The sequence below is a fragment of the Sagittula sp. NFXS13 genome, assembly GCF_040148795.1.
GTDB lineage: Bacteria > Pseudomonadota > Alphaproteobacteria > Rhodobacterales > Rhodobacteraceae > Sagittula > Sagittula marina.
The window spans coordinates 34906-58008 of record NZ_JAGEMH010000016.1 but is presented as its reverse complement, the minus strand read 5'-3'; the positions used below and the strand labels follow the sequence as shown (position 1 = coordinate 58008).

At 60.4% G+C, this 23103-nt stretch carries 21 protein-coding genes and 1 pseudogene; 11 read left to right on the top strand and 11 right to left on the bottom strand.

Translation table 11 applies throughout. From position 1 onward, the window contains the following. Genes J4E08_RS20665 through J4E08_RS20655 form a run of 3 tightly spaced genes read left to right on the top strand, consistent with a single transcriptional unit; the run spans position 1 to position 4470 of the window. Positions 1–837 (top strand): ABC transporter permease, encoded by an 837-nt coding sequence (locus tag J4E08_RS20665; protein WP_183969754.1) that lies wholly within the window; start codon positions 1–3, stop codon positions 835–837. Continuing rightward, positions 834–2432: an ABC transporter ATP-binding protein gene (locus tag J4E08_RS20660; protein ID WP_349540096.1), complete on the top strand. Its 1599-nt coding sequence runs from the start codon at positions 834–836 to the stop codon at positions 2430–2432. Before J4E08_RS20665 ends, J4E08_RS20660 begins: the two co-directional genes overlap by 4 nt. A gap of 43 nt (positions 2433–2475) precedes the next feature. Then, positions 2476–4470 (top strand): CocE/NonD family hydrolase, encoded by a 1995-nt coding sequence (locus J4E08_RS20655; protein ID WP_349540095.1) that lies wholly within the window; start codon positions 2476–2478, stop codon positions 4468–4470. Positions 4471–4985: 515 nt separating this feature from the next. On the opposite strand, the gene J4E08_RS20650 is transcribed toward J4E08_RS20655, so the two are convergent. Together J4E08_RS20650 and J4E08_RS20645 are read right to left on the bottom strand one after the other, a co-directional pair. Beyond that, the gene (locus J4E08_RS20650; RefSeq protein ID WP_349540094.1) at positions 4986–6305 is read right to left on the bottom strand and encodes a type II toxin-antitoxin system HipA family toxin; all 1320 of its coding nucleotides are present in this window, start codon (positions 6303–6305) and stop codon (positions 4986–4988) included. After that, entirely contained in the window at positions 6305–6574 is a 270-nt protein-coding gene (locus tag J4E08_RS20645; protein ID WP_349540093.1) for a helix-turn-helix domain-containing protein, read from the bottom strand. The genes J4E08_RS20650 and J4E08_RS20645 overlap by 1 nt, the downstream gene beginning before the upstream one ends. A 230-nt stretch (positions 6575–6804) precedes the next feature. Here J4E08_RS20645 and J4E08_RS20640 point away from each other — a divergent pair. Further along, positions 6805–7038 (top strand): annotated as a pseudogene (locus J4E08_RS20640) (IS21 family transposase); the annotation flags it as partial. Here the strand turns inward: J4E08_RS20640 and J4E08_RS20635 are convergent. The 4 genes from J4E08_RS20635 to J4E08_RS20620 form a co-directional block, all read right to left on the bottom strand. Next, positions 7004–7141, bottom strand: a complete 138-nt coding sequence (locus J4E08_RS20635) for a hypothetical protein (protein ID WP_349540116.1) — start codon at positions 7139–7141, stop codon at positions 7004–7006. The pseudogene J4E08_RS20640 and the gene J4E08_RS20635 sit on opposite strands and share 35 nt — an antisense overlap. A gap of 146 nt (positions 7142–7287) precedes the next feature. Then, positions 7288–8034, bottom strand: a complete 747-nt coding sequence (locus J4E08_RS20630) for an ATP-binding cassette domain-containing protein (protein ID WP_349540092.1) — start codon at positions 8032–8034, stop codon at positions 7288–7290. Then, positions 8031–9002, bottom strand: coding sequence for an ABC transporter permease (locus tag J4E08_RS20625; protein WP_344716820.1), 972 nt, complete (start codon positions 9000–9002; stop codon positions 8031–8033). Before J4E08_RS20625 ends, J4E08_RS20630 begins: the two co-directional genes overlap by 4 nt. Positions 9003–9040: 38 nt before the next feature. Then, positions 9041–10012 carry an ABC transporter substrate-binding protein gene (locus tag J4E08_RS20620; RefSeq protein ID WP_349540091.1) on the bottom strand — a complete coding sequence of 324 codons (972 nt, stop codon included), beginning with the start codon at positions 10010–10012 and terminating at the stop codon, positions 9041–9043. 149 nt (positions 10013–10161) lie between these two features. Between J4E08_RS20620 and J4E08_RS20615 the strand changes: the two genes are divergently transcribed. From J4E08_RS20615 to J4E08_RS20585, 7 genes are all read left to right on the top strand, one after another. Continuing rightward, on the top strand, positions 10162–11094 hold the full coding sequence (locus tag J4E08_RS20615) for a sugar-binding transcriptional regulator (RefSeq protein WP_349540090.1): 933 nt from the start codon (positions 10162–10164) through the stop codon (positions 11092–11094). A gap of 147 nt (positions 11095–11241) precedes the next feature. Continuing rightward, on the top strand, positions 11242–12147 hold the full coding sequence (locus tag J4E08_RS20610) for a tagatose-bisphosphate aldolase (protein ID WP_349540089.1): 906 nt from the start codon (positions 11242–11244) through the stop codon (positions 12145–12147). Beyond that, positions 12053–13015 carry an ROK family protein gene (locus J4E08_RS20605; protein WP_349540088.1) on the top strand — a complete coding sequence of 321 codons (963 nt, stop codon included), beginning with the start codon at positions 12053–12055 and terminating at the stop codon, positions 13013–13015. Before J4E08_RS20610 ends, J4E08_RS20605 begins: the two co-directional genes overlap by 95 nt. Continuing rightward, positions 13012–13575, top strand: a complete 564-nt coding sequence (locus tag J4E08_RS20600) for a P-loop nucleotide/nucleoside kinase family protein (RefSeq protein ID WP_349540087.1) — start codon at positions 13012–13014, stop codon at positions 13573–13575. The genes J4E08_RS20605 and J4E08_RS20600 overlap by 4 nt, the downstream gene beginning before the upstream one ends. Before the next feature lie 478 nt (positions 13576–14053). Further along, positions 14054–15340 carry an aspartate aminotransferase family protein gene (locus J4E08_RS20595; protein ID WP_349540086.1) on the top strand — a complete coding sequence of 429 codons (1287 nt, stop codon included), beginning with the start codon at positions 14054–14056 and terminating at the stop codon, positions 15338–15340. Next, complete coding sequence (locus J4E08_RS20590) at positions 15337–16275, top strand: phosphotransferase enzyme family protein (RefSeq protein ID WP_349540085.1); 939 nt, start codon at positions 15337–15339, stop codon at positions 16273–16275. The genes J4E08_RS20595 and J4E08_RS20590 overlap by 4 nt, the downstream gene beginning before the upstream one ends. 66 nt (positions 16276–16341) lie before the next feature. Next, positions 16342–17535, top strand: coding sequence for a cytochrome P450 (locus tag J4E08_RS20585; RefSeq protein ID WP_349540084.1), 1194 nt, complete (start codon positions 16342–16344; stop codon positions 17533–17535). An 85-nt stretch (positions 17536–17620) separates the two neighbouring features. Here the strand turns inward: J4E08_RS20585 and J4E08_RS20580 are convergent, their stop codons facing one another. The 5 genes from J4E08_RS20580 to J4E08_RS20560 are packed head-to-tail and all read right to left on the bottom strand — an operon-like array spanning position 17621 to position 23068. Then, on the bottom strand, positions 17621–18265 hold the full coding sequence (locus J4E08_RS20580) for an HAD family hydrolase (RefSeq protein ID WP_349540083.1): 645 nt from the start codon (positions 18263–18265) through the stop codon (positions 17621–17623). After that, complete coding sequence (locus tag J4E08_RS20575; RefSeq protein ID WP_349540082.1) at positions 18262–19509, bottom strand: Tm-1-like ATP-binding domain-containing protein; 1248 nt, start codon at positions 19507–19509, stop codon at positions 18262–18264. Before J4E08_RS20575 ends, J4E08_RS20580 begins: the two co-directional genes overlap by 4 nt. Further along, complete coding sequence (locus J4E08_RS20570) at positions 19506–20990, bottom strand: aldehyde dehydrogenase (protein WP_349540081.1); 1485 nt, start codon at positions 20988–20990, stop codon at positions 19506–19508. Before J4E08_RS20570 ends, J4E08_RS20575 begins: the two co-directional genes overlap by 4 nt. Before the next feature lie 4 nt (positions 20991–20994). Beyond that, positions 20995–22491, bottom strand: a complete 1497-nt coding sequence (locus tag J4E08_RS20565; protein ID WP_502949306.1) for a tripartite tricarboxylate transporter permease — start codon at positions 22489–22491, stop codon at positions 20995–20997. Positions 22492–22531: 40 nt separating this feature from the next. After that, entirely contained in the window at positions 22532–23068 is a 537-nt protein-coding gene (locus J4E08_RS20560) for a tripartite tricarboxylate transporter TctB family protein (RefSeq protein ID WP_349540079.1), read from the bottom strand. Between the last annotated feature and the right edge of the window lie 35 nt (positions 23069–23103).

Below are 23103 nucleotides of genomic sequence, written 5' to 3'. Positions count from 1 at the left end.
ATGACGGCTGTGACCTCTCGTCTGTCCGCCGTTCCGCTGACCGGCTGGATCGGCATGGCGCTGATCGCCATCAACCTGTTCCTCTTTGCGTTCGGGCCGATGCTGGCACCTTACGGGCAGGAGGAGATCGTCGGCGTGCCCTTCGATGCGCCGCAGCCCGGCCACCCGCTGGGATTCGATCAGAACGGACGGGACATGCTGTCGCGCGTGCTCTACGGCGCCCAGACGTCCATCGGCATCTCGTTGGCCGCAGTCTGTCTGTCCTTCGCCATCGGCGTGCCGCTGGGCATCCTTGCCGCCCTCCGCGGCGGCTGGCTGGACCTTGTCCTGTCGCGCCTGGTGGACACGGTGATGTCGATCCCCGTGCTCATCTCGGCGCTGGTGGTGTTGCAAGCGCTTGGCTCGTCGCTGCCGGTGCTGATCGTCACCATCGCCTGCCTCGACAGCACCCGTGTCTTTCGCCTGGCGCGCCTGGTGGCGCAAGGGATCAACGTGATGGACTACGCCGAGGTCGCCCGGCTGCGCGGCGAAGGCCTTGCCTGGATGATCCGCCGAGAGATCCTGCCCAACGTGCTGCCGCCGCTGGTGGCCGAGTTCGGCATGCGTTTCTGCTTCACCTTCCTCTTTGTGGCGGGTCTGTCCTTTCTCGGGCTCGGCGTGCAACCGCCCTTTGCCGACTGGGGCGGCATGGTGCGCGACAATCAGCAGGGCATCCTCTACGGGCTCTACGCCCCGCTGTTCCCCGCCGCCGCAATCGCGCTGGTGACCATCGGCGTAAACCTCACCGTGGACTGGATGCTGTCCGGCCGCACCACCGTGCAGGGAGACAACAGATGAGCGACAATATCCTTCGCATCCGTAACCTGCGGGTATCCACCGACAGCGGCACGGAGCTGCTGCATGGCGTGTCTCTCGACCTCGAACAAGGCGAGATCCTCGGCCTGATCGGGGAAAGCGGGGCGGGCAAATCCACGATTGGCCTCGCGGCCATGGGCTATGGCCGGGGCGGCTGCCGGATCACCGGGGGCGAGGTTTTGCTTGCGGGCAGGGACCTGGCCGACTGCAGCCGACAGGACCGCGAAGCAGTGCGGGGCGCGCGCATCGCATACGTGGCCCAAAGTGCCGCCGCCGCCTTCAACCCGGCGCACCGGCTGGAAAAACAGATCATCGAGGCGCCGCTCTACCATGGCATGATGACCGAGACGGAGGCCCGCGCCTGGATGGTCGAGCTGTTCACCGCGCTCGGTCTGCCCGAACCGGAGAGCTTCGGACGACGTTTCCCGCACCAGGTCTCGGGCGGCCAGCTGCAACGGGCGATGGTGGCCATGGCCATGGCCTGCAAGCCGGACATCCTCATGCTGGACGAGCCGACCACGGCGCTGGATGTGACGACACAGATCGAGGTGCTGCGCCTCTTGCGGGACACGATCCGCAAATACGGCAGATCGGCGTTGTACATCACGCATGATCTGGCCGTGATCGCTCAGGTCGCCGACCGCCTCGTGGTGCTGCGCCACGGTCAGGAGATCGAAACCGGCCCGACGCAGCAGATCCTCACCGCCCCGCGCGAGGAATACACCCGACGCCTTGTCTCGGAACGGCAGGCCAGCCTGTCGGCGCCGGCGGGCGCGCCGCACAAGACCGGGCGGGAGCTGCTGCGCCTGGACCGGGTGGACGCCACCTATGGCAAGGTACCGGTTATCTCCGGGATCGACCTGTCGGTGAAACAGGGCGAGACCGTCGCAATCGTCGGTGAAAGCGGCTCGGGCAAATCAACGCTGGCACGGGTCGTGGCGGGGCTGTTGCCGCCGTCACAAGGCGCGGTGATGTTCGACGGTGCTGCACTGCCGCCGAGCTACCGCAAGCGGGGCAAGGATCTGCTGCGCCGGATCCAGCTGATCTACCAGTTGCCCGACGTGGCGCTGAACCCTCGACAGACCGTCGGCGAGACCATCGGCCGCCCTCTGACCCGCTTCCAGGGGCTGACGGGACGTGCCAACCGCGCCGAGGTGCTGCGCCTGCTGGAGCAGATCGGCCTGCCTGCCGAGATGGCCGACCGTTTGCCAGACGCTCTTTCGGGCGGGCAGAAGCAGAGGGTCTGCATTGCGCGGGCTCTGGCGGCCAAGCCGGACCTCATCATCTGCGACGAGGTGACATCGGCGCTTGACCCGCTGGTGGCCGAGGACATTCTGCGTCTTCTACGCCGCCTGCAGGACGAGTTGGGGATCACCTATCTTTTCATCACCCACGATTTGTCGGTGGTAAAGCGCCTCGCCGACCGAACGGTGGTCATGCAGAAGGGCCGCATCGTCGAAGAAGCCGAGACGGACAGGCTCTTCGAGGCACCGGGGCAGGCCTACACCCGCAAGCTGCTGGCCTCTGTGCCGCAGCTCGATCCCGGCTGGCTGGACCAGGTGCTGACCGCGCCCTGAGCCTTACGACACAATCAATACCTACCAAGAAACGGAGCCCGACATGGCCACCGAAATCATCGAACACGTCTGGATTCCCATGTCCGACGGCACCCGGCTGAGCGCCCGCATCTTCCTGCCCGATGGGCTGACCGGCGCGCCCGTGCCCGCAATCCTGGAATACATTCCCTACCGAAAGCGCGACGGCACGCGCGGTCGCGATGCCCCGATGCACGGCTTTTTCGTGCAAAATGGCTATGCCGCCGTGCGCGTCGACATTCGCGGCTCCGGTGACAGCGAAGGCCACATGGCCGACGAATACCTGGAGCTGGAACAGGACGACGCGGTCGAGGTCATCGCCTGGATCGCCGCGCAGGACTGGTGCGACGGCAATGTCGGCATGATGGGCAAAAGCTGGTCGGGCTTCAATTCCCTGCAGGTGGCCGCGCGACGTCCTCCGGCGCTGAAGGCGATCATCACCTGCTATTCCACAGACGACCGGTTCAAGGACGACATTCACTTCATGAATGGCTGCCTGCTGAACGACAACCTCTGGTGGGGGTCGATCATGATGGCCTACCAGGCCCGCCCTCAGGACCCGGAGATCACCGGCGAGGACTGGCGCGGCGCCTGGGAAAAGCGGCTCGACGACCTGCCGTTCTTTCCCGCGCTTTGGGCCAGACATCAGACATATGACGACTACTGGAAGCATGGCTCGGTGCAGGAGGATTACGCGGCCATCGAATGCCCGGTGCTGGTGGTCGGGGCCTGGTCGGACAGCTACACCAACTCGGTCCCGCGCCTGCTCGAGAACTTGCAGGTGCCCACGCGCGGCATCATCGGGCCCTGGGGGCATGTCTACCCCCATGACGGCGCACCGGGCCCCGCCATCGGCTTTCTGCAGGAGGCGACGCGCTGGTGGGACCAGTGGCTCAAGGGCCGCGAGACCGGCGTGATGGACGAGCCGAAGCTGCGCGCCTACATCAACGATCCCATTGCGCCAAATCCCACCCGCCCGCACCAGCCCGGTCGCTGGGTCGGAAGCGCATGGCCGCTGGACGAGCCGATGCGGCAGATGCATCTCGGCGGTGACGGCACGCTGGGGGATGCGGCGCAAACGCCCGCTCTGTTGCCGATCCGCTCGCCGCAAAGCCATGGCATCGCCGCGGGCGAATGGATGGCCGTCGGCTGTCCGGGCGAGATGCCCGCCGATCAGCGGATCGACGACGGTGGCGCGCTGACCTTTGACACTCCGGTCCTGGAAGAGGATCTGGAGATTCTCGGCGTGCCGGAGCTGGACCTGCACCTCGCATCTGACAAGCCCGTGGCGCAGGTCGTTGTGCGCATCGGCGACGTGGCACCGGACGGTCAGATCACCCGCGTCACCTACCAGGTGCTGAACCTGACCCATCGCGACGGCCATGCCGATCCGAAGCCGCTCGAGCCGGGCCGGTTCGAGACTGTGAAGGTGAAGCTTTCGGCCTGCGGGCATCGCTTTGCGGCCGGTCACAGGATGCGGGTGTCGGTGGGCACTGCCTACTGGCCGATCATCTGGCCATCGCCCGAAGCCGCAACCCTCACGATCGACACCGCGGGCTCGTGCCTGCACCTACCGGTGCGCAAGGGCGGCGACACGCATCCCGGATTCGAACCTCCGGCGCATGGCATCGACGTGCCAGTCACCATGATCCGGCCCGCACAGCTGGATCGCACGGTGACCACCGACTTCCTCACCGGCGAGGTGACCTACGTCACCGATGGTCAGGGTGGCCTGTTCGGCGAGGGCGTGCTGCGCTTTGACGAAGTGGGTACGGTGCTGTCGCACAGCCTGAGACGCGAGTTGAGAATCCAGCCCGATGATCCCACCTCGGCGGCCTATCGGCTGGACCAGGTTTACGAGATAGGCCGTGATGGCTGGCAGACGGTCATTCGCCTCGAAACCGAGATGACCTCGGATCGTGATAGCTTTTACCTCAAGGGACGCATGGCCGTGAGCCACAACGGCGCGCCGGTGAAGACCCGCGAGTGGGAGGAGTCTGTGCCGCGCAACCTGATCTGAAAAGGTGAAGAGGCCCGCCCGATGGGCAGGTGTATGGCAATCGACGCGGGCAGGGGGCAAGCGCGCTCAGCCCGTGCCCCGTCGCCTTGTGTACGACGCAAGGGTGCAGCGGATAACAGATCAAGGCTGAGGACGACCGGTCTGGCGAGGCGAAAAACCAAAGAAGTTTCGCCAAGGCCAGTCCTTGCCCGGCCAGAAGCAAGACCACGTCCAACAGGCGCTGTCGGAACGGATAGGGACGTCGGTTCAGGTTGTCTGAGGTGATCGAGGCTTGATGAGTTTCGCCCGGCGCTCCGGGTCCGGGATCACCTTGCAGTGAATTGGTTTTGTAAGGTTACCTCGACCCAAATTCCGGGGGTGAGTCGGAGTTTCCGCGGGCACTACTGTTCACGCTAATTGTGCATATTGGGGTTGTTTCAGAATTCAGCAAAACATGATTGGCTGTCAGGGCGAATATACCAGGGGAGGTACTCGCGCCGCGCCTTCTTGGGGCTGAGGGTGCGAGGTACTTGGCGCTAAACGGTGCTCGCCAGCTTCAGGCCCCCAAGGCGGTCCATAATCGAGTTGTTAACGGTATCGACAATGGCCGACGGAAAGGACTTCGGAACAGCGGCGGCGGCAGCTTCGAGGGCTTCGGGCACTCTGGCCGCAGTCTCCTCAATGATGTCTGTTGCACGCTTTTTTGAAAGCCCGGCGCGCATTGCCGTTTGCACAAAATGCCGTCCGTGGATCTGGTCGAAGCGGTAGTGGCGGCTGTTGCCGACCGACATGGCCATTTTCATCTCTTTGCGTTCAATCTGGCCGGCATCCAGTGCCCCTTGTGCTGTCAGTGTGTCATAAAGCGGGGTCATGCGATAACTACCGCCTGGGCCAAGGAACACGCTGAAGTTCTTGGCATGGGCATCTGTCGCGCCCATCAGCCAGAAGACAAGCTGGGCTTTGAGAAAGATGTTCTGATCCTTGATCGGGGTGTCGCTGCCCTCAAGCAAGCCGAGAACGTTGATCATGCCGGGGCCGCCCTCGTTTTGGTATTTCAATGAGGGCGGCATTGAGAGTGCCTGACAGCAATCTTCCTGCGGCAGACGCAGCAATCGCCCGTCCTTGGTCCAGTGGCGATCAAAGCGCTCGATGACCAGGGCCGTGGTCTCACCGAAGGTTCCGATGCTGGCGGTGTTCACCGGCAAGCCGAATGCTTCGGTGAGTTTGAGGCAATAATATTCGTTCTCGACGCTGTCAGAGAGATCGATGCCACCGGGCAGCTTGCCGATCTGTGTCTTGATCAGGTGCGTCGTCGGCGTCGCGCCGTGGGGCTTGACCCACTGGCCCTCATGCCAAAGTAACGCGGTCTTCTCCTGCGCGCCCGAGACTGAAATTCGAAAGGCATCATCGCTGGCGAGGCCAAGCGGCGCCTGGCTCAATCCGTTCAGGATCTTTTCGATGGCAGCGTCATTTACCGTTTCACCTTCGATCTTGCCGATCGTGTCAGGGGCTTCGTTATCTCCTGCGATAAATTGCAGCGCCCCCACACAGTCGTGGCCGATCTTGGACAGCATGCTAAAGGCGTCGGTCCCGCGTGCGCCGACTTTTTCGGCGACCAGGCGCCGCAGCTTGTCAGAGTCAGGTAGCAGGTTCTCGAAGACGGCAGAGACAGGTTCGCCGCGATAGGGGGTTTCTCTGAGCGGAAGTGACAAAGAGACCGGCAGGGCATGTTCCCAGTCCAGCCAGTCCGCTTCGTATGAAAAGCCGATGGCACCGCTGGCCTCGCGGCGTAATGTGCCGACGCGGCGGTTGTTCAGATAGACGCGCAACGGCACATAGGCCGGACGCCGTCCCATCAGAAAAGATCCTCAATGTCACTTTCATGGCCCTTGGAGCGCTCTCCAATCCTGAATTCCAGATCAAGAGCCGCGAGCACAGCGAGGATGGATTCCAGTTTTGCGGGCCTTTCTCCACTCTCGATCATTGAGATCGTCGCCTGACGCAGGCCCGCCTGTTCAGCGAGCTTCATCTGTGTCCAGTCGCGCTTCTTACGCGTGCGCTGGATGATGGTGCCGATCTGTCGTGGTGTACGCGCCAATTCATTCATGGCCTCAATATACGCCAAAAGGTATAAAGTTCAATATTCGGTGTAGCGCTTATTTTCACATTATGCGCTTTGACGCATAAAGCACGTTTATCTCTTGCGGCGTATAGGACGGGGCCCTAACTTGCGGGCAGGAGCAGTGTAAGCGCCCTACGTCTTCCGTCTTGGTGAACTCATATCATCAAGTGATGCAGTGTATCGACCCATTTGAAGTCGCTCAGGTTAAGCCGTCAATCTGGCTGCCTCTATAGCTGCAAGACCTCATGTTGAGCCGCCCCGGCGCTGATCAGGAAATGGTCGAAATCCTCGCCCTGGTCCTGCATCACGACGAAAAGGCTGTGCTGGTCGCCGTGGAAATGGCGCGGGCCAAGGGGATCGTCACAAAAGCCTATGTGCAGAATATCCTGCACAGGTTGGCCGACAGAAAGACGGCCGGCGGGCCGGAACTCGTTAACCTACAGGCCCTTGCTCTGTGCCGTGAGCCATGCCCACGCCCAGATCATCAGCAACCTGTTTGCGCGCCAGCCCATTGGTCAGCACTATATGCACCGAATCCCACCGGATCTCGTCCGTTCGTTTCAGTCCCATAGTCAGTCGCCTTTGGTGCAATAAATGCTATCCAAGGAGCGCCAACAAACCGCGCTAGGTCCACCTTTTACCGAGACCGTCCATGTCTATACCCTATGTTGGGTCGTGAGCTGCGCCGCGCCACAGAGCGAGGCGTCCTACTCGGCTCAGGTGTCAATCGTCGCGCCCATCATCAGCCGCACGATTTCCTCGTCCGTCGTCTCACTCGGACGACGCTCACCGCCAATGACCCCGCGCGCGAGCACAAAGATCCTGTCAGCCGCCGCGAAAATGTCGGGAAGGTTGTGTGAGATAAGAATGATCCCGACGCCGCGCTGCTTGAGGCGGTCGATGAGGGCCATGACCTCTCGCTGCTCCGGAACGCCCAGAGCAGCTGTCGGCTCGTCCATGATGACCAGCTTGGCCTCCCAGTGGATCGCGCGGGCAATCGCGATCGACTGGCGCTGGCCACCTGACATCTCTCGCACCCTCGCGCCCGGATCAGGCACCTTGATGCCAAGCCCCTTCAGGACCTCGACCGCGTCCGCCTGCATGGCCTTGCGGTCCAGCACGGGCAAGCCGAAAACACGCTTCATCTTCTCTCGCCCAAGGTAGAGGTTCAGGCCTGGGTCAAGATTGTCAGCAAGAGACAGATCCTGATAGATTGTTTCAATGCCGACATTTCGCACGGTTTCCGGCGGGCTGTTCGTGATATCCTGACCGTCGAAGATGATCTTGCCTTCGCTCGGCAGATGGACCCCCGAGATCATCTTGATCACCGTGGACTTTCCGGCGCCGTTGTCCCCGGCGAGCACGACGCATTCACCTGGATAAACGTCGAAGTTCACATCTTTCACAGCCGTGATCGGGCCAAAGCGTTTCGCCAGCCCCTGCACCTGCAGAATGGGTTTCATTTTGCCCCTCCGAGAAACTTGTCGCGTGATTGATCAACCAACACGGCGACGACGATGACGAGACCAACTGCCACGAACTGCCAGTAGGGGGGCAGCCCAGAGAAGACCAAGCCGAACTGGATGACGGCAATAATGATCGCGCCGATGACGGTGCCGATAATGGTTCCCTGACCGCCGGTCAGAGAGGCCCCGCCGATAAAGACTGCAGCAACCGCGTAGAGCAGGATAGGCTCACCAGCATTCGCCGCACCAGCGGAGAACCGACCGGTATACACCAGCCCCCCGATCCCGGCTGTCAGCGCGGACAGCACGAACAGCTTGATCAGGTGACGCTTCACATCGACCCCGGCGCGTTCAACGGATGCGCGGTTTGCTCCGAGCGCGTATGTGTAGATGCCAAATTTCGTATAGGTCAGCAGGTAATGGCAGGCGCCCGCCAGGACCAGGGCCATGACAACAGGAACGGGAATCCCCAGGATATCTCCGTTGCCGAAGGCGCGGACCTCTTCGGAGCGGATCGAAACGGTTGCCCCGCCTGCAACGATCAGCGCGACACCGCGGGCGATCCCGTAGGTCCCCAACGTCCCGATGAAACTCGGAACATCGAGATAGGCGACCAACCACCCGTTGACCAAGCCAACGACCACGGCCGCCAGCATGCCGACGCTAATCGCCACGGCGAAGACGACCCAGCCATTTGCGTCCCCGAGCAAGCGGACCGTCAACGCCATTGCGACGGCGGCGAGCCCTGTGGTGAACGCGATTGAAAGATCGATGTGTCCTGCGACCACCACCAACGTCAGGCCGAGAGAAAGCAGGAGGATCTGCGAGGCCGCGACGGCCACGGACTGGATATTGTAAGCCCGGAAGATGAAGGTCGATCCCGTTTCGACCTGAGCGTAAATTTCGAAAAATGCCAGGATCAGGGCGAGAAACAGCCACGACCAGGCGTTGAGTAGGGTTTTCACGAATGAAAACCCGTTGTTGTTTATATCAGACATCCGGTTCACTCAGAGTAGATGAATTTCGCGATGTCTTCGTCAGAGACATTGTCGGCCGTGATCGTCGTGAAACCGGTGCCGATTTTTGTCGGTACGGACTGACCGGTCAGATGGGCATAGGCTGTCATGACGCCGTAGTAGCCAATTTCCGCGGGGTGCTGAGCAATCGCGATGTCGATGGCGCCATCCGAGATGTTCTCGGTGATGCTCGGGGGAGCATCGAAGGCCACCACGACGATGTCGTCCTGAGCGCCTGCGCCAGCCACACCGTTTGCTGCTCCAAGCGCAGAGAACAGGTTGGCACCGAATACGCCGGCCACGTCCGAATTCCGCGCAAAGACGGCCTGAAACTGGGACGCCGCCAGAGAGGCATCGTTTTCGTTAAACTGGGTTTCAAGGACCTCAACGTCAGGGAAGTTCTCGGCCATCTCTGCCTTGAAGCCTTCTTCACGTTGGTCGGTCGTGGAAATACCGGGGCGGTTGCTCGCGATGTAGACTTTTCCGCTACCACCGATCTTGTCCGCCATAGCCCGTGCGGCCATTCGACCACCAAGAAGGTTGTCCGACGCGATATACGAAATCGGGAAATCGCCATCTCCCGAACCTGTCTGGTAGAGACCGTCATCGATGAATGTGTCCACCGTGATGACCGGAATGCCGGCCTCATGCGCGCGGCGAAGTGGTTCAATCATCTGCACCGCATCCGTCGGAGCGATCAGCAACGCGTCTGGCGCGCGGCCGATGACTGCGTCAAGAACAGGGGTCTGCAGAACCGGATCCCATTCCTCGGGGCCTTGGAAGTTGACTTCGATTCCCAGATCTTCGGCAGCGGCCTGTGCGCCTACATTCATCGTGATGTAGAAGGCATCGGTGGTCAGACCCGGCAGCAGCGTGATCGACAGATCTTCCTGTGCATTGGCAGCGCCGGAAAAACCAAGCGTGGCAGCAACGGCGGTGGCCGCTAAAAAGCGTTTCATAATAATTTCCTCCCATTTTACGGCTTTTGCCGTTCTGACACGTTGACAGGTCAGTTCAGTCAGGTGTCACACAACGGTTGCATTTCCTGTCGGCCCAATTCAAGAAGAAAATACATGAAATTAATTTCACGACACGGAAGGAGGGTAAAATGAGCAAGAGACGTATTCTGGACCGAAGCCTGATGCACATGGCTGCTCGGCTGCATTATGTGGACGGCCTATCGCAGAGGGACGTCGCGAAAAAGCTGGATATCTCGACGGCAAGCGCATCCCGCGTTCTGGCCCGCGCCCGCGAAGAGGGCGTGGTGCAGATCAAAGTGGCTGACATCTTCGAAACCGACGCACTAGGAGCCAAATTGGCCGCCGCGCTCGGATTGCGGGCGGCAAGCGTCTGCGAATCGATCCGGCCCCACGACATGGCCTATCGGGTCTCCGAACTTCTGCGGGAGGGAGACTTGCCGGGCAGTCCGGTCATCGCGATCGGATGGGGGCGCACCATCAAATCCGTGCTGATGGAAGGGCTTCCGAAGCTGCCGGGCAGCTCCATCGTGCCCTGCATTGGTGGCATGGAGGAGACCGAGCCGCATTTCCAGATCAACGAACTGGTGCGATTGGCGGCCGAATCGACCGGCGGACAGGCGATGTTCCTCCATGCGCCTTACCTGGCGTCCAAGGAGCTCCGCGGCGTTCTGGAGCGCGACCCAAAGAGCCGTCGGGTGTTTGAATCCTGGAGCAAAGTGGATGCGGCGATCTTCGGCATAGGCTCCATCGCGCAGGCCGCCTACATCGAAACCCTCCACTTCGGTGAGACGAATCGGGCTCGGGTCGTAGGTGACGTGGCGCGTCGATATTACGATATCGAGGGCATCGAAGTGCTTTGGGACGGTGAAGAAGACCTCATGGCGATCCCGCGTCTCGACATGAGGCGTATCCCGCTCAGCATTGGCGTGGCGGCCGGACACGACAAAGCGGATGCCATTCTCGGCGCAGTTCGAAGTGGCATGGTGAACGCTCTGGTGACTGACAGTGCAACCGCATCCGACCTGCTCGCGAGCCTCAACGTCTCTCCGGACGGACAATAGTGAAAGTAATTTCTGAATTTAATTGTTGAATCGCGGATGCGGTCCTCATACCGTCCGGCCTATGGTTGAACGCCCATACCGAATGGGCGCGGGATCGAAAGACCGGCGGGGGACTGCCCGTGACGGCACAAGATCAGGGATTTCAAGATGAATGCGCAGATGACGACCGCAGAGCGGCGAGGATACCAGCAGATTTGCGGGGAGAACGGGTTAATGATGGTGGTTGCCGCAGATCAGCGCGGGGGCATGCGCAAGGTTCTTGCTGCAACCGAGGCGGAGCAGAAAGCCATCGACACAAAGACTTTGGGCGTCGTAAAGGCGGGTATCGTCACGCACCTTGCCAACAAGGCGTCCTGCATCCTTCTTGACGCGACCTGTGCGGTCCCGGCGGTCGTCGACGACGGGGTTCTTGCGCGCGACACCGGGCTTTTGATCGGTCTGGACGATTCCGGCTGGGATCTGGATGACAAGGGCTATCGCTTGTCAAAACTCGTTCCAGGGATCGACGCTCGGCGCACGCGTGAGCTGGGGGGCACCGGTGCCAAGCTGATGGTCTACCTGCGCCCGGATACCGTGGAAGCCAACGGAGCCAACATCGAGATCATCAAGCAGTGCATTGCTGATTTCGCCAGCGAGGATCTTTTGCTGGTCGTGGAGATCCTGACCTATCAATTGGACGGTGAAAGCGACGAAGCCTACGCAAAGGCCTTTCCCGACCTCATCGTAGAAAGTGCCAGAATCTCGCTTGAGCTTGGTGCAAAGGTGCTGAAGCTGCCATATCCCGGCAACGCCGATGCTTGCCGCAAGATTACAGAGCTTTGCGCAGGTGTACCTTGGGCAGTGCTGTCTGCTGGCGTCGATCATGAGACATTCATTGGACAAGTGCGGACCGCGATGGAGTGTGGTGCATCCGGCGTGATTGCAGGGCGTGCGCTCTGGAAGGACTGCATCTCTCTTGATGCCGAAGAACGGCGCACAAAGCTCGAAGAAATCGCCAGCTCCCGCTTGCGCGAGATTCAGGAAGTGCTCGATGCCAGTGCGACAGCAAACTGAAGCGGCCATCGGAGTAGATGTCGGCGGCACGCGCATTCGCGCGGGCCGCATAGACGCATCGGGACGCATTCTTGACCGCATCATCGAGCCGGTGGTCTCAAACCAAGAAGGCTTCGTCTCACAGATTCTGCGGATGATATCGACTGTCCAGAGACCCGGGGACCAGCGCGTTGGCGTCGGTCTGCCCGGACGCGTAAGAGCACGTAGCAACGAGATTATCTCTGCAGGATACCTTGATATTGCCGGTATAGATCTCGCCACCGGGATTGAGCGGCAGACAGGACTCTCGGCACGCCTCGACAATGATGCGATGATGGCGTTGCTTGCCGAAGTGCATGTCGCAGATGCAGATGACGGCGATCTCGCCCTGATGGTCACGGTCGGCACAGGCATTGGCGGCGCGATAGCTCTCGCAGGCATGCCTTGGCACGGCGGTGACTTCGCAGGTCAGTTTGGGCATATCATCGTCTCGGAAACCGGGCCAGTTTGCAATTGCGGTCGTACAGGCTGCGTAGAGACCTTCAGTTCTGGCACGGCCCTCGCGCGGTTGATTAAAGAAGCCGGATTTCCAGAAGATACACGAGCCGAAACGCTCTTTTGTATGGCGGAACAGGAAGATAGCACAGCGCGCGCGGTTTTGCAGACATGGGCGGGACCGATGCAGCGCGCCTTGCAGACGCTTGTTGCCGTGGTCGATCCTGACCGTATCGTGATCGGGGGAGGACTCGGCGCTGAAATGTGCCGCGCTTTGCACTTGTTGCCGGAAAACGGATCATGGTTCAGCACGCCTATAAGACCCGCCAAACTTGGCGATGATGCCGGCGTGATCGGCGCAGGATTGCACGCATTGCAGGAGGAGAATGGTTGACACGTTCGGTGATTATTGTGAACGGCGTCCCCGCCAGCGGAAAATCAACCGTCAGTCGGTACATCGTCTCCGGTCTTCTTGCGCGTGATCTAGGCGCGGTGCCGCTCGGCCTCGATACAATCAAGGAGGCTCTTTATCCCGAGTTGGGCATAGGAGATCGTGAGCACAATCGCATGCTCGGGCGCGCAAGCTATGCAGCGATCTTCAACACCATTGCCGAGTTTCCAGATGAGCTTGTGCCGGTCGTCGATGCCTGGCACGGGTTTCAACCTCGCTCCGTACTCGAAGCGCACCTCACAGCTGCAAGAGTTTCAAAAGTGATTGAGGTCTGGTGCTCGGTATCGCCTGAAGTGGCGAGACGAAGATATCTTCAGCGCGACCGGCACCCCGGACATCCGCCCGCCAGTTATGCTGACGAACTCAAGGACTTGGCCTCCAAGGCCAGGGCGTTCGGCGATCTCGGTCCCGTCATTCAAGTCGATACAGAGACGCCGCCCGACGCCACTATTGTCGAGCGCATTTCTGCAGAACTACGATCATCGGCTGCGCGCGCGACCTGACGCGCGACTCCCATGACCTGCGAGGCTAGGGGCGGCAGCCAATCTCGTTCTCCTTGATTTCCGGCAAGATAGAGTTTCTGTCGCGACGCAGTTTAGAATGCGCCCAGTCTACGCAGGTCAATCCCATAATGTGGATTATGTAGTATTACCATAAATTTGTTTCTTATCCCCCGAGTTCAAATGCCAGAAGTTGGTAACTGCGAAGCATTCTCGGTGAAGCCATAATTTATTGTGCTTGCAGGATGCAAATCGCGAACAGCTTCCGGCTCAACTGGTAACGGATCAAATATTAAACCGGCGGTTCAAATATTTGTTTGCCATGTTAATCAAATGCTGCCACGGTATGCCCATCGCTTAGTGGTCATACTAGCGCATCTGCCAGCATGCTCGATTACGAACTGCGATATTTAAAATGGTCCAGCGGCCAGGTTTAATCGGGCCGACGGATCGTTACGCGAACAAGCGAGAGGATCTCTGCATGACGTCCCGAACCCGTGAAGCGTTGGTCGCAGACCGTTCCCGCCTGTTGGGGCCGAACGTTTCGACATTTTACAATGACCCCGTTCATTTCGTGAAAGGTGAAGACGTCTGGCTGTGGGATTCGGACGGGCGCAGGTATCTGGATTGCTACAACAATGTTCCTCACGTTGGTCACTGCAATCCTCGTGTCGTTGACGCGATCTGCCGCCAGGCCAGTACGCTGAATACCCATACGCGCTATCTGCACGACGGTATTCTAGACTATATAGAGGCGCTCACGGCGACCTTGGACGCATCGCTGGATACCGCGATCCTGACCTGTACGGGGTCAGAAGCGAACGACATTGCCTTGCGCATGGCCGAGGCTGTCACCGGCAAACGCGGCATTATTTCTACCGATTCCACGTACCATGGCAACACAGCCCTCGTAAGTCAGTTGAGTAAATCTAACGTGCCAACGGTGGGCTTCGGGCTGGACCAGTATTTCCGCTTCGTCACTGCGCCTGACAGCTACCGCGCGCCTGACCCCGACGGGACTGTCTTTGCCGCACAAGTGGCCGACCGCATCGCGGAACTGGACGCAGACGGCACCGGTTTCGCAGCCCTCGTTATATGTCCCTACTTCGTCAACGAAGGCTTTCCGGATTTGCCAGATGGCTGGCTGAAACCCGTGGCCAAGGTCGTCGCTGACGCCGGCGGTCTGCTGATCTGCGACGAGGTGCAATCAGGCTTTGGCCGCACCGGCACGCACATGTGGGCGCACGAAAAGATGGGCGTCGTGCCGGACATCCTGACGCTAGGCAAGCCTATGGCCAACGGGCATCCCGTCGGTGGAGTCGTAGCAAGCCGCGACATCTTGGGAACTTTCCGTAAAGGCTATCGGTATTTCAATACTTTTGGCGGAAATCCGGTCTCTTGTGCCGCTGCGATGGCTGTTCTGGACGAACTCAAGGACCGTGATCTGGTCGCCAACGCGCGACGCGTAGGCGACTACGCCCGTAGACGGATGACTGAATTGGCCACCCGACACGAGGTCATCGGAAACGTGCGTGGATCCGGATTGATCTTCGGGGCCGAGATGGTTCTGGACCGTGAAAGGAAGGCCCCCGCGACTGAATTTACAGATCGTGTCATCAACGCCATGCGGCAAAGAGGGATCATCCATTCAAAGCTTGGGCGATACAAAAACTCACTGAAGATTCGACCGCCGATGACATTCTCGATCAAACATGCGGATCTTCTGATTGACACGCTAGACGACGTCCTGACGGAGGTCACCCTATGAGCGACACCGTGGACCGCGCTCTTGACCTTTGGGGCCTTGCCGGTGCTGATGTCCGGCTGGTCGCCGCGCGAGAGAACGCGGTCTACAAGATCACGCAGGGCACCCTCAGCCTGGCCTTGCGGTTGCACCGCCAAGACTACCGCACCGACGCCGAACTTGCATCCGAACTGGCATGGATGGCGGGGGTCGATGCTTTGGGACTTGGCGTTCCGGCACCTTTTCTTTCGACCGACGGCACGTTTTTGCGAGTCATTGACGGCACGCAGGTCGATGTCCTGTCCTGGCTCAATGGTGAAACACTAGACGTTGCACTGGCCAAGGAAACCACCGACACGCGTTCGCGTTATTTAGGGGCGCTAGGGGCGGAACTGGCGCGGCTGCACGACGCGTCGGACAGATGGGTGCCCCCGCCTGAATTCCAGCGCTGCCATTGGCACCGTGACGGCCTTTTGGGTGATGCCCCGCTTTGGGGCAGGTTCTGGGACAATCCCGACCTTTCCGAAGACGACCGGAAGCTGTTCGTGAAATTTCGTCAGGTGGCGACCGACGCCATACGAAATCACGGCACCCACCTTGACTACGGCCTCATCCATGCCGATCCGGTCGCCGCCAACGTAATGGTTTCAGATGGCCGCCTGTGCCTGATCGACTTTGATGACGGCGGATACGGCTACAGGCTGTTCGACATCGCCACGGCCCTGATCAAGCATATGCCTGCCCCCGACTTTCCGGCTTTGCGCATCGCCCTGCTTGACGGGTATGTCGGTACCCGCAGGATCGATCTGACCCATCTGGACCTGTTTCTGGCTTTGCGCTCCGTCACCTATGTGGGTTGGAACATCGCCCGTATGGAAGAGGACGCCGCCCAAGACCGCAACAAACGCTATATCGAACAGGCCCGCAATCTGGTGCTGAATTGGCTTTCGGCAGCATGATGGTCCTTCTGGCCACACCTTTGGCGAACGTGCCACCGCCCGACCCGACCAAAAGGATGTATCATCATGACCTTTCCTGAGACCATCACTGTCGAAGCACTTGACCGTGACCCGTTCCCTATCTACGCGCGCCTGCGAGAAGAGTTTCCGGTTACCTACGTGCCAGCAGTCAACGTCTGGTTCGTTACCCGCTGGGACGACGTCCAGACCGTTACAAAGTCTCCGGACATCTTCACAACCGAAGCCGGGGCGTCACCGCCTGACAAGGCGTTCGGGCAGCCCAATATCCTGAGCGCTGAGGGACACGACCACAAGGCATTGCGCGGCGGGCTTGAGCCGCACTTCAGACCCAAGAAAGTCGCCGACTACATCGAAGCGCTCGTCGCGCCCATCGCCAAGGACTATCTGTCGCGTATCCAAAGCAAAGGCAGCGCAGAACTGATGTCAGAGTACTTCGAGCCAGTTTCGACCCTTGCCCTTGCGCGGTCGCTGGGCCTGGAAGACATCGATGCCGACACGTTGCGTCGCTGGTTTCACGGCCTGTCTGCCGGAGCCACCAACTTCGAGAACGATCCCGTCAAGACTGCTGCGAATTATGCGGTCGCATCCGAGATAGAGGCGCACGTCGCCCCGGTCCTTGCGCGTCTGCGCGACGAACCCAACACCAGTCCGCTGTCGCAGATGCTGCACTTCGGCATGCCTGAGGGCGAGAGCAGATCAGATGAATTCGTTCTGCCCACGCTAAAGGTCACTTTGCTGGGTGGTATGCAGGAACCCGGCCACGGGGCGGGAACCACGTTGGTTGGCCTGCTTCAGAACCCCGACCAAATGACGGAAGTGCTGACCGATCCTGACGCACTGATCCCCCGCGCGGTGACCGAAGGCATCCGCTGGGTTGCACCGATCGGCACTCAGTTCCGCATCCCTGTCAAAGACACCGAACTGGGCGGCGTGACGATACCAAAAGGGGCGCCGGTCACCGTTGTGCTGGCCTCGGCCAACCGTGACGAAACCCGTTTCGAGAATGCTGACAGTTTCGACATCCATCGAAAGGCGGTAGGGACCGCGACCTTCGGCTTCGGTCACCACTTTTGCGTTGGCCGATGGTTTGCCGCCGCCCAGATCGAGATTGCGCTGAGGGTTCTGCTGACGGCACTGCCCGATATCCGGCTCGCCTCCACCGACCCTGTGCCTTTCAGCGGTTGGGAATTCCGCGCGCCGCGCGAATTGAACGTGTCCTTCACGCCCAACGCAACCTGACAGTGGCAAAAGCGCGCCCTGCCTTGGACAGGGCGCGCAAGGTATCCGCTCACCGAAGCACCTTCAGGCAACTGAAAAACTGTCGCTATACCCCCAGCTTTGCCAAGGCTTCGACATAGCTGCTGCTGGGTTCGGTTACGTCGAATGCCACGCAATCCATGCCTGCGGCCGCACCGCCTTTGATGTTCTTCATCTGGTCATCGACAAAAACACAGTCTGCCGCAGGCAGGTCCAGCGCATCGGTGACAAAGGCATAGGCGCGCGGATCCGGCTTCAGAACCCCGGTGTAGGTCGCGTCGATTATCACATCGAAGTCGACTAGAAACGGCAGTTTGTCGCGAAATCCCGCACCATAGAAAAGGTCCAGCTCGTTGGACAGGATCGCCAATTTGCAGCCTGCGCTTTTTGCGCGCGCAATGGCTGCCAGCGCTTCGGGCCGTATGACCGCGGCGGGGTCCGCACCACGCACGCGGCCGACGAACTGTGGAAACTCGGTCCAGCTTTCGCCCACCAGCGCGCCGACCTGGGTCATTCGCTGGTGCCAGTAGTCCCGTTCGGTGATTTCCTGGTCCTGCATCCGTCGCCACAGCGGATCGCCGTCGGGATCGAACGGACCGCGCCAAGTCAGCGTGCCACAAGCAAGCCCAAGCGCCTCTTCAGTCAAATCATGGGTTTCGAACAGCGTGCGAGAGATTACGCCACCAAAGTCAAGAACAAGAGCCTTTGTCATGGCGTGGGCCTTTCGACTGTCCCGTCCGCCAGCCAGCCATCGAAAATCGCAAGTGCGGCGTCGGCAAAGGCAGGATCGTTGATATGGGCGTCGATCGGATGGACCTTCGCGCAGTCGGGCGCGCAGGCACGCATCTGGTTCATGAAGGCCGCAAGACCTGCTGCATCATGCAAATCACCGCCGGGCCGGTCCCATTCGCCGCATCCGCCAAGAGGTAGAATAAGTGCTGTCGGGCCGGTCGCCTGCGCCAGTTTCTCGCAGTGGCACCGGGCGGTGGCACGGCGGCGGTCCGTATCAAGTACGACCGAAGTCAGCAGACGATTGTGGGCGTGCGACGGCAGGTCCGCAAGCGGTTCAGGCACGGGCTGCCAGCCTACCAGATCGACTAGATCGTAGCAGCCGGGGGCGACGATCTGCGGCGTGCCCGCACGGCCCGCGGCAGTGAGGCGGCTGTCCCCTGCCGTCACGCTGGAACCAAAGAGGTGGTTGGTGACTTCTTGCGTGGCGAAGTCGAAAACGCAGGCAAACGCACCTTGCGACGCAAGGCTTTCGAAGGCACGCCCCCCCATGCCTGTTGCATGAAAGACGGCAACGTCAAAGCCGCGTTCCTCCAGCGCGGGCTTGAGCGGCACCATATACCGCAGCGCCGATTTGCCAAAGGACGTCATGCCGATCAAAGGCCGCGACCGTTCGGGGCGTTCGACGGCGCGCGCCGCCCCCAGTACGGCCCCTGATGCCTGACTCAGGGATGCGCGGCAGACGGAATTCAACCCGTAAAGCCCGCCAGCCCACAGGATCATTTGGATGTCCGCTGGCAATCGCTCTGCCGGAATCATCGAGGAGAACGACACCGTCGAGACAATGTATTTCGGTACCCCCAGCGGCAGCGCGTTGCACACGTCAAGCGCAAGGTCCGTTCCCATGGTTCCACCCAGCACCAGCACGCCGTTGATGCGGCCGGCATGGTGCAGCTTGACGGTCAGCGCCGCAGCCCCGCGCGCCATGATCTGCATCGCACAGTTCTCGCCGCCGCCTGCGATTACGGTTTCGATATCGCTTCCCGCCGCCTCTGCCACTTCGTGTTTGGAGATGTCGGTCGGACCGCCAGGATCACCCAGTACGCTGACATCCATGCTGAGCACGTGCCCGCCCTGCTCACGGATCACCTTTGCCACGTAGTCCAATTCGTCGTTCTTGGTGTCGAAGGTCCCGACAAGCAGGATCGTGGGGGCCACGGCGGTCATAGCTTTATCCACGCGGTTTTGAGGTTCAGGAACTTGTCCAGCGCATGCAGCGACTTGTCGTGACCGTTGCCGGATTGGCCAACACCGCCCAGTGGCACGGTCAGATCGGCGCCACCGTAGGTGTTTACATGTACCACACCCGCGCGGATGCGCGACACCATACGGTGCGCGCGCGATAGATCAGCGGTCCAGACGCCAGATGCCAAACCAAACTTTGTTCCATTGGCGATGGCAATTGCTTCTTCTTCCGTGTCAAAGGCGATAACGGCCAGAACAGGACCAAATACTTCTTCTTGCGCCAGACGGTCGGCGGGATTGACACCGGTCACGATCGTTGGCTCCATAAAGTAGCCGCCCGTCTCGGTCAGGATACGACTTCCGCCAAGCACGGTCCGGCCCGCGAGGCGCGCCTCTTCGACAAAAGAGAGGTTTTGTTCCAGCTGTCTGAGGCTGTTGATTGCACCGGCTTGCGTCGCGGGGTCGAGCGGGTCGCCGACCACTGTCGTGCGTGCATGCCGTTCAAGTTTATCGACAAATGAATCATGGATCGACCGCTCCACCAATAGACGACTGCCGGCAACACAGACCTGGCCTGAGTTGCGGAAAATGCCTGCGGCGGACACCGTTGCCGCTTCGTTCAAATCCGGCGCGTCGGCAAAAACGATATTCGGGGACTTGCCCCCTAGTTCAAGATAGACCCGCTTCAGGTTCGATGCCGCTGCGTTGTGCATCAAGCGACGTCCGACAGATCCCGATCCGGTGAAAGTCACCACATCCACGTCCTGCGACAGCGAAAGCGCCTCGCCCACCACCGCACCCGCGCCGGTTACCAGGTTCAATACGCCATCAGGCAGTCCCGCCTCCTGCCCCAACTGGGCAAGACGGATGAGCGAGAGGGACGCGGTCTCTGCCGGTTTCAGAACGACAGTGCACCCCGCCGCGAGCGCCGGACCCAGCTTCCACGCACCGATCATCAGGGGAAAGTTCCATGGCACGATGGCAGCGACGACGCCAACCGGTTCCGGATGGATCAGGCCCAGCGTACCGTGGGCCGTTGGGGCAATCTGGCCATAGTGTTTGTCGATGGCCTCGGCATAGTAACGGATCGTTGCAGCCGCCGATCCGGGTTCGGCCTTGAGCGCCATGGCGATTTCTGTGCCGTTGTCGCGCACGCCCAACACGGACAGCTCCTCGGCGTGCGCCTCGATCAGGGCGGCCCACTTGAGCAGGACCGCCTTGCGGGCAGATGGTGCCAACCCCGACCAGCGCCCGTCGTCAAAGGCGCGGCGTGCGGCGGCGCAGGCGGAATTGGCGTCTTGTGTCGTGCCAGCTGCAATCGTGGTCAGTATTGTACCGTCAAGCGGAGAGATGACCTCCATCCGGCCCCCGTCGGAGGCCGCAATCCATGCACCGTCCACCAAGTGGTGGCCTTCCGCTACCGAGGCCGACCGCAAACGGTCAAGAGTTGTCTGGTCAAGCATGTTATTACCTTTGTTGCGTATCGTGCATGTCATGATCGTGCTGGTCTTCGCTCAGACCCTTGCGGCGTTCACGTAAGACGCCCCAGATGTGGGTCACGACCAGCAAGAAGATGGCTATGGCGATGATCGCGGCGATCGGCCGGTCCACGAAATCAAGCGGCGTGCGTACGCGCCCCATGGCCGAGCGCAGTTTTGTCTCCATGATTCCGCCCAGCACCATACCAAGGATGATCGGAACCACCGGCAGGTTCTGTCGTTTAAGCACCACACCCAAAAGCCCGAACCCTGCCGCGATGACGCAGTCACCAACTGAATTGCGCAGGGTGTAGACGCCCACGAAAGACAGGATCAGGATCGCAAGGCCCAGAAACCGCGTCGGCACGCGGATGATCTGCAACAGCCAGTTCGAGGCGAAGATCATGAAGATCACCACGATGACGTTAAGTATGATCAGTGCGGTATAAAGCGCATACACCAGATCAAGCTGGTTCTGGAACAGCCCCGGCCCCGGCACGACATTGTGGACATAGAATACCGACAGCATCATCGCTGTAAGCGCTTCTCCGGGGATGCCAAGCGCCAGTAGTGGGATCATCGCGGCTGCGGGTACCGCGTTGTTGGCCGATTCGGATGCGACCAGGCCTTCGGGGCTGCCATTGCCGAACATTTCAGGCGCCTTCGACGTCTTTTGCGCATAGGTGTAAGATAGAAACTGTGCGGTGAATTCCCCGACACCCGGTATCATCCCCATCAACACGCCAAAGCCGGATCCAGCCGCCGCCAGGCGCTTGAAACGAAAGACTTCAAGCATGGCGCGGAACATGCTGCCGTTCAGCGGTTTGGTGTCGGGCGCCGTTTCAGGGTCGGCCATCAGAGTAAACGCCTGGCTGAGCGCGAAAAGACCCATCACCACAACGATTAAATCGAAGCCGGAAGACAGAATGTCGGTCCCGAAGGTGAACCGCTGGGTGTACTTCACCGGCTCCAAACCTACGGTCCCCAGAAAAACGCCAAGGCCCGCCAGCATCGCTGCGGAAAAGGTTTGTCCACGATGGGCAAGCACCACAAGCACGATGCCCAGCAATGCCGCGAGGAAGATTTCTCGGCTGCCGAACATTGGTGCAATGCGCGCCAGCAGCGGTGAGAGGAGGATGAGCGCAACAATCGACAGGATCGCCGACACGAACGACGCACCATACGCCAGCCCCAATGCGCGCAGGGGATTGCCGTCGCGCGCCATCGGATAGCCGTCGTAAGTGGTCAGCGCGTTGACCGCGGTGCCCGGAGTGTTGATCAGGATCGCAGGCAACGCGCCGCCAAACATCGAAGACCCGTAGATCCCCAACAGCAGCGTCAGCCCGACCAACGGCGGCATGGCAAAGGTTGCGGGCAACAAGATCGCAATGGCAACAGGCGGACCGACGCCGGGGATCGCGCCGATGATGACCCCGCCGACAGACCCCACCAGAAGCGCGATCATGATGTCGAAATGGGCCAGCATTTGCAGCCCTGAAATATAGGTATCCACGCGGTCTGGTCCTTTAGAGGTAGGTCAGCGCGAAGCTGCGCAAGCTATCGTTTTCGATCAGACGGTAAAGCGCCGCGCCAGGAATATGCACGCCAAGCAATCCTTTGAACACGAAGACAACAGCCCCCCCGAAAAGCGCCGACGCGCCGACCCACCGCCAGCCACGGTAGCCCAGCCGTAGGGTCAGGATGACGCACAGGATCAGTGTTGTCGGCAGGTAGCCTACGAACGGAAAGATCAGGACATACCCAATGAACCACAGCGCATATTCTGTTGACTTCACCCAATAAAGTACCTCAGCTAGCCGGCCGGGAATCCGGACTGATACCAGCGCACCCAATAGGTGCAGGCCGCTGAACAGAACCATGACACCGATAGATGTCGCAGGCCAAAAGGCAGGTTGCGCCACCAGTCCGGTCCGCGTGACCCAGGTCGTCTGCCACGGTAGGTTCACCAGCAGAAAAAGACTGAATAAAAAGAATACCACCGCGAAGAGCAGATCGCCCGGTCGCCGATAGCGCTTGAAAAGATCCTGAAGCGTCTGGGTCATGGTCTTTGCGTTTCCCCACGAAATTCCCCCGACCA

Bases quoted from the DNA above. Each gene is read 5' to 3' on its own strand.
- J4E08_RS20665 (WP_183969754.1), top strand. From the start codon at position 1: ATGACGGCTGTGACCTCTCGTCTGTCCGCCGTTCCGCTGACCGGCTGG.
- J4E08_RS20660 (WP_349540096.1), top strand. From the start codon at position 834: ATGAGCGACAATATCCTTCGCATCCGTAACCTGCGGGTATCCACCGAC.
- J4E08_RS20655 (WP_349540095.1), top strand. From the start codon at position 2,476: ATGGCCACCGAAATCATCGAACACGTCTGGATTCCCATGTCCGACGGC.
- J4E08_RS20650 (WP_349540094.1), bottom strand. From the start codon at position 6,305: ATGGGACGGCGTCCGGCCTATGTGCCGTTGCGCGTCTATCTGAACAAC.
- J4E08_RS20635 (WP_349540116.1), bottom strand. From the start codon at position 7,141: ATGGGACTGAAACGAACGGACGAGATCCGGTGGGATTCGGTGCATATA.
- J4E08_RS20630 (WP_349540092.1), bottom strand. From the start codon at position 8,034: ATGAAACCCATTCTGCAGGTGCAGGGGCTGGCGAAACGCTTTGGCCCG.
- J4E08_RS20620 (WP_349540091.1), bottom strand. From the start codon at position 10,012: ATGAAACGCTTTTTAGCGGCCACCGCCGTTGCTGCCACGCTTGGTTTT.
- J4E08_RS20615 (WP_349540090.1), top strand. From the start codon at position 10,162: ATGAGCAAGAGACGTATTCTGGACCGAAGCCTGATGCACATGGCTGCT.
- J4E08_RS20610 (WP_349540089.1), top strand. From the start codon at position 11,242: ATGAATGCGCAGATGACGACCGCAGAGCGGCGAGGATACCAGCAGATT.
- J4E08_RS20605 (WP_349540088.1), top strand. From the start codon at position 12,053: ATGCCGAAGAACGGCGCACAAAGCTCGAAGAAATCGCCAGCTCCCGCT.
- J4E08_RS20595 (WP_349540086.1), top strand. From the start codon at position 14,054: ATGACGTCCCGAACCCGTGAAGCGTTGGTCGCAGACCGTTCCCGCCTG.
- J4E08_RS20590 (WP_349540085.1), top strand. From the start codon at position 15,337: ATGAGCGACACCGTGGACCGCGCTCTTGACCTTTGGGGCCTTGCCGGT.
- J4E08_RS20585 (WP_349540084.1), top strand. From the start codon at position 16,342: ATGACCTTTCCTGAGACCATCACTGTCGAAGCACTTGACCGTGACCCG.
- J4E08_RS20580 (WP_349540083.1), bottom strand. From the start codon at position 18,265: ATGACAAAGGCTCTTGTTCTTGACTTTGGTGGCGTAATCTCTCGCACG.
- J4E08_RS20575 (WP_349540082.1), bottom strand. From the start codon at position 19,509: ATGACCGCCGTGGCCCCCACGATCCTGCTTGTCGGGACCTTCGACACC.
- J4E08_RS20570 (WP_349540081.1), bottom strand. From the start codon at position 20,990: ATGCTTGACCAGACAACTCTTGACCGTTTGCGGTCGGCCTCGGTAGCG.
- J4E08_RS20565 (WP_502949306.1), bottom strand. From the start codon at position 22,491: ATGCTGGCCCATTTCGACATCATGATCGCGCTTCTGGTGGGGTCTGTC.
- J4E08_RS20560 (WP_349540079.1), bottom strand. From the start codon at position 23,068: ATGACCCAGACGCTTCAGGATCTTTTCAAGCGCTATCGGCGACCGGGC.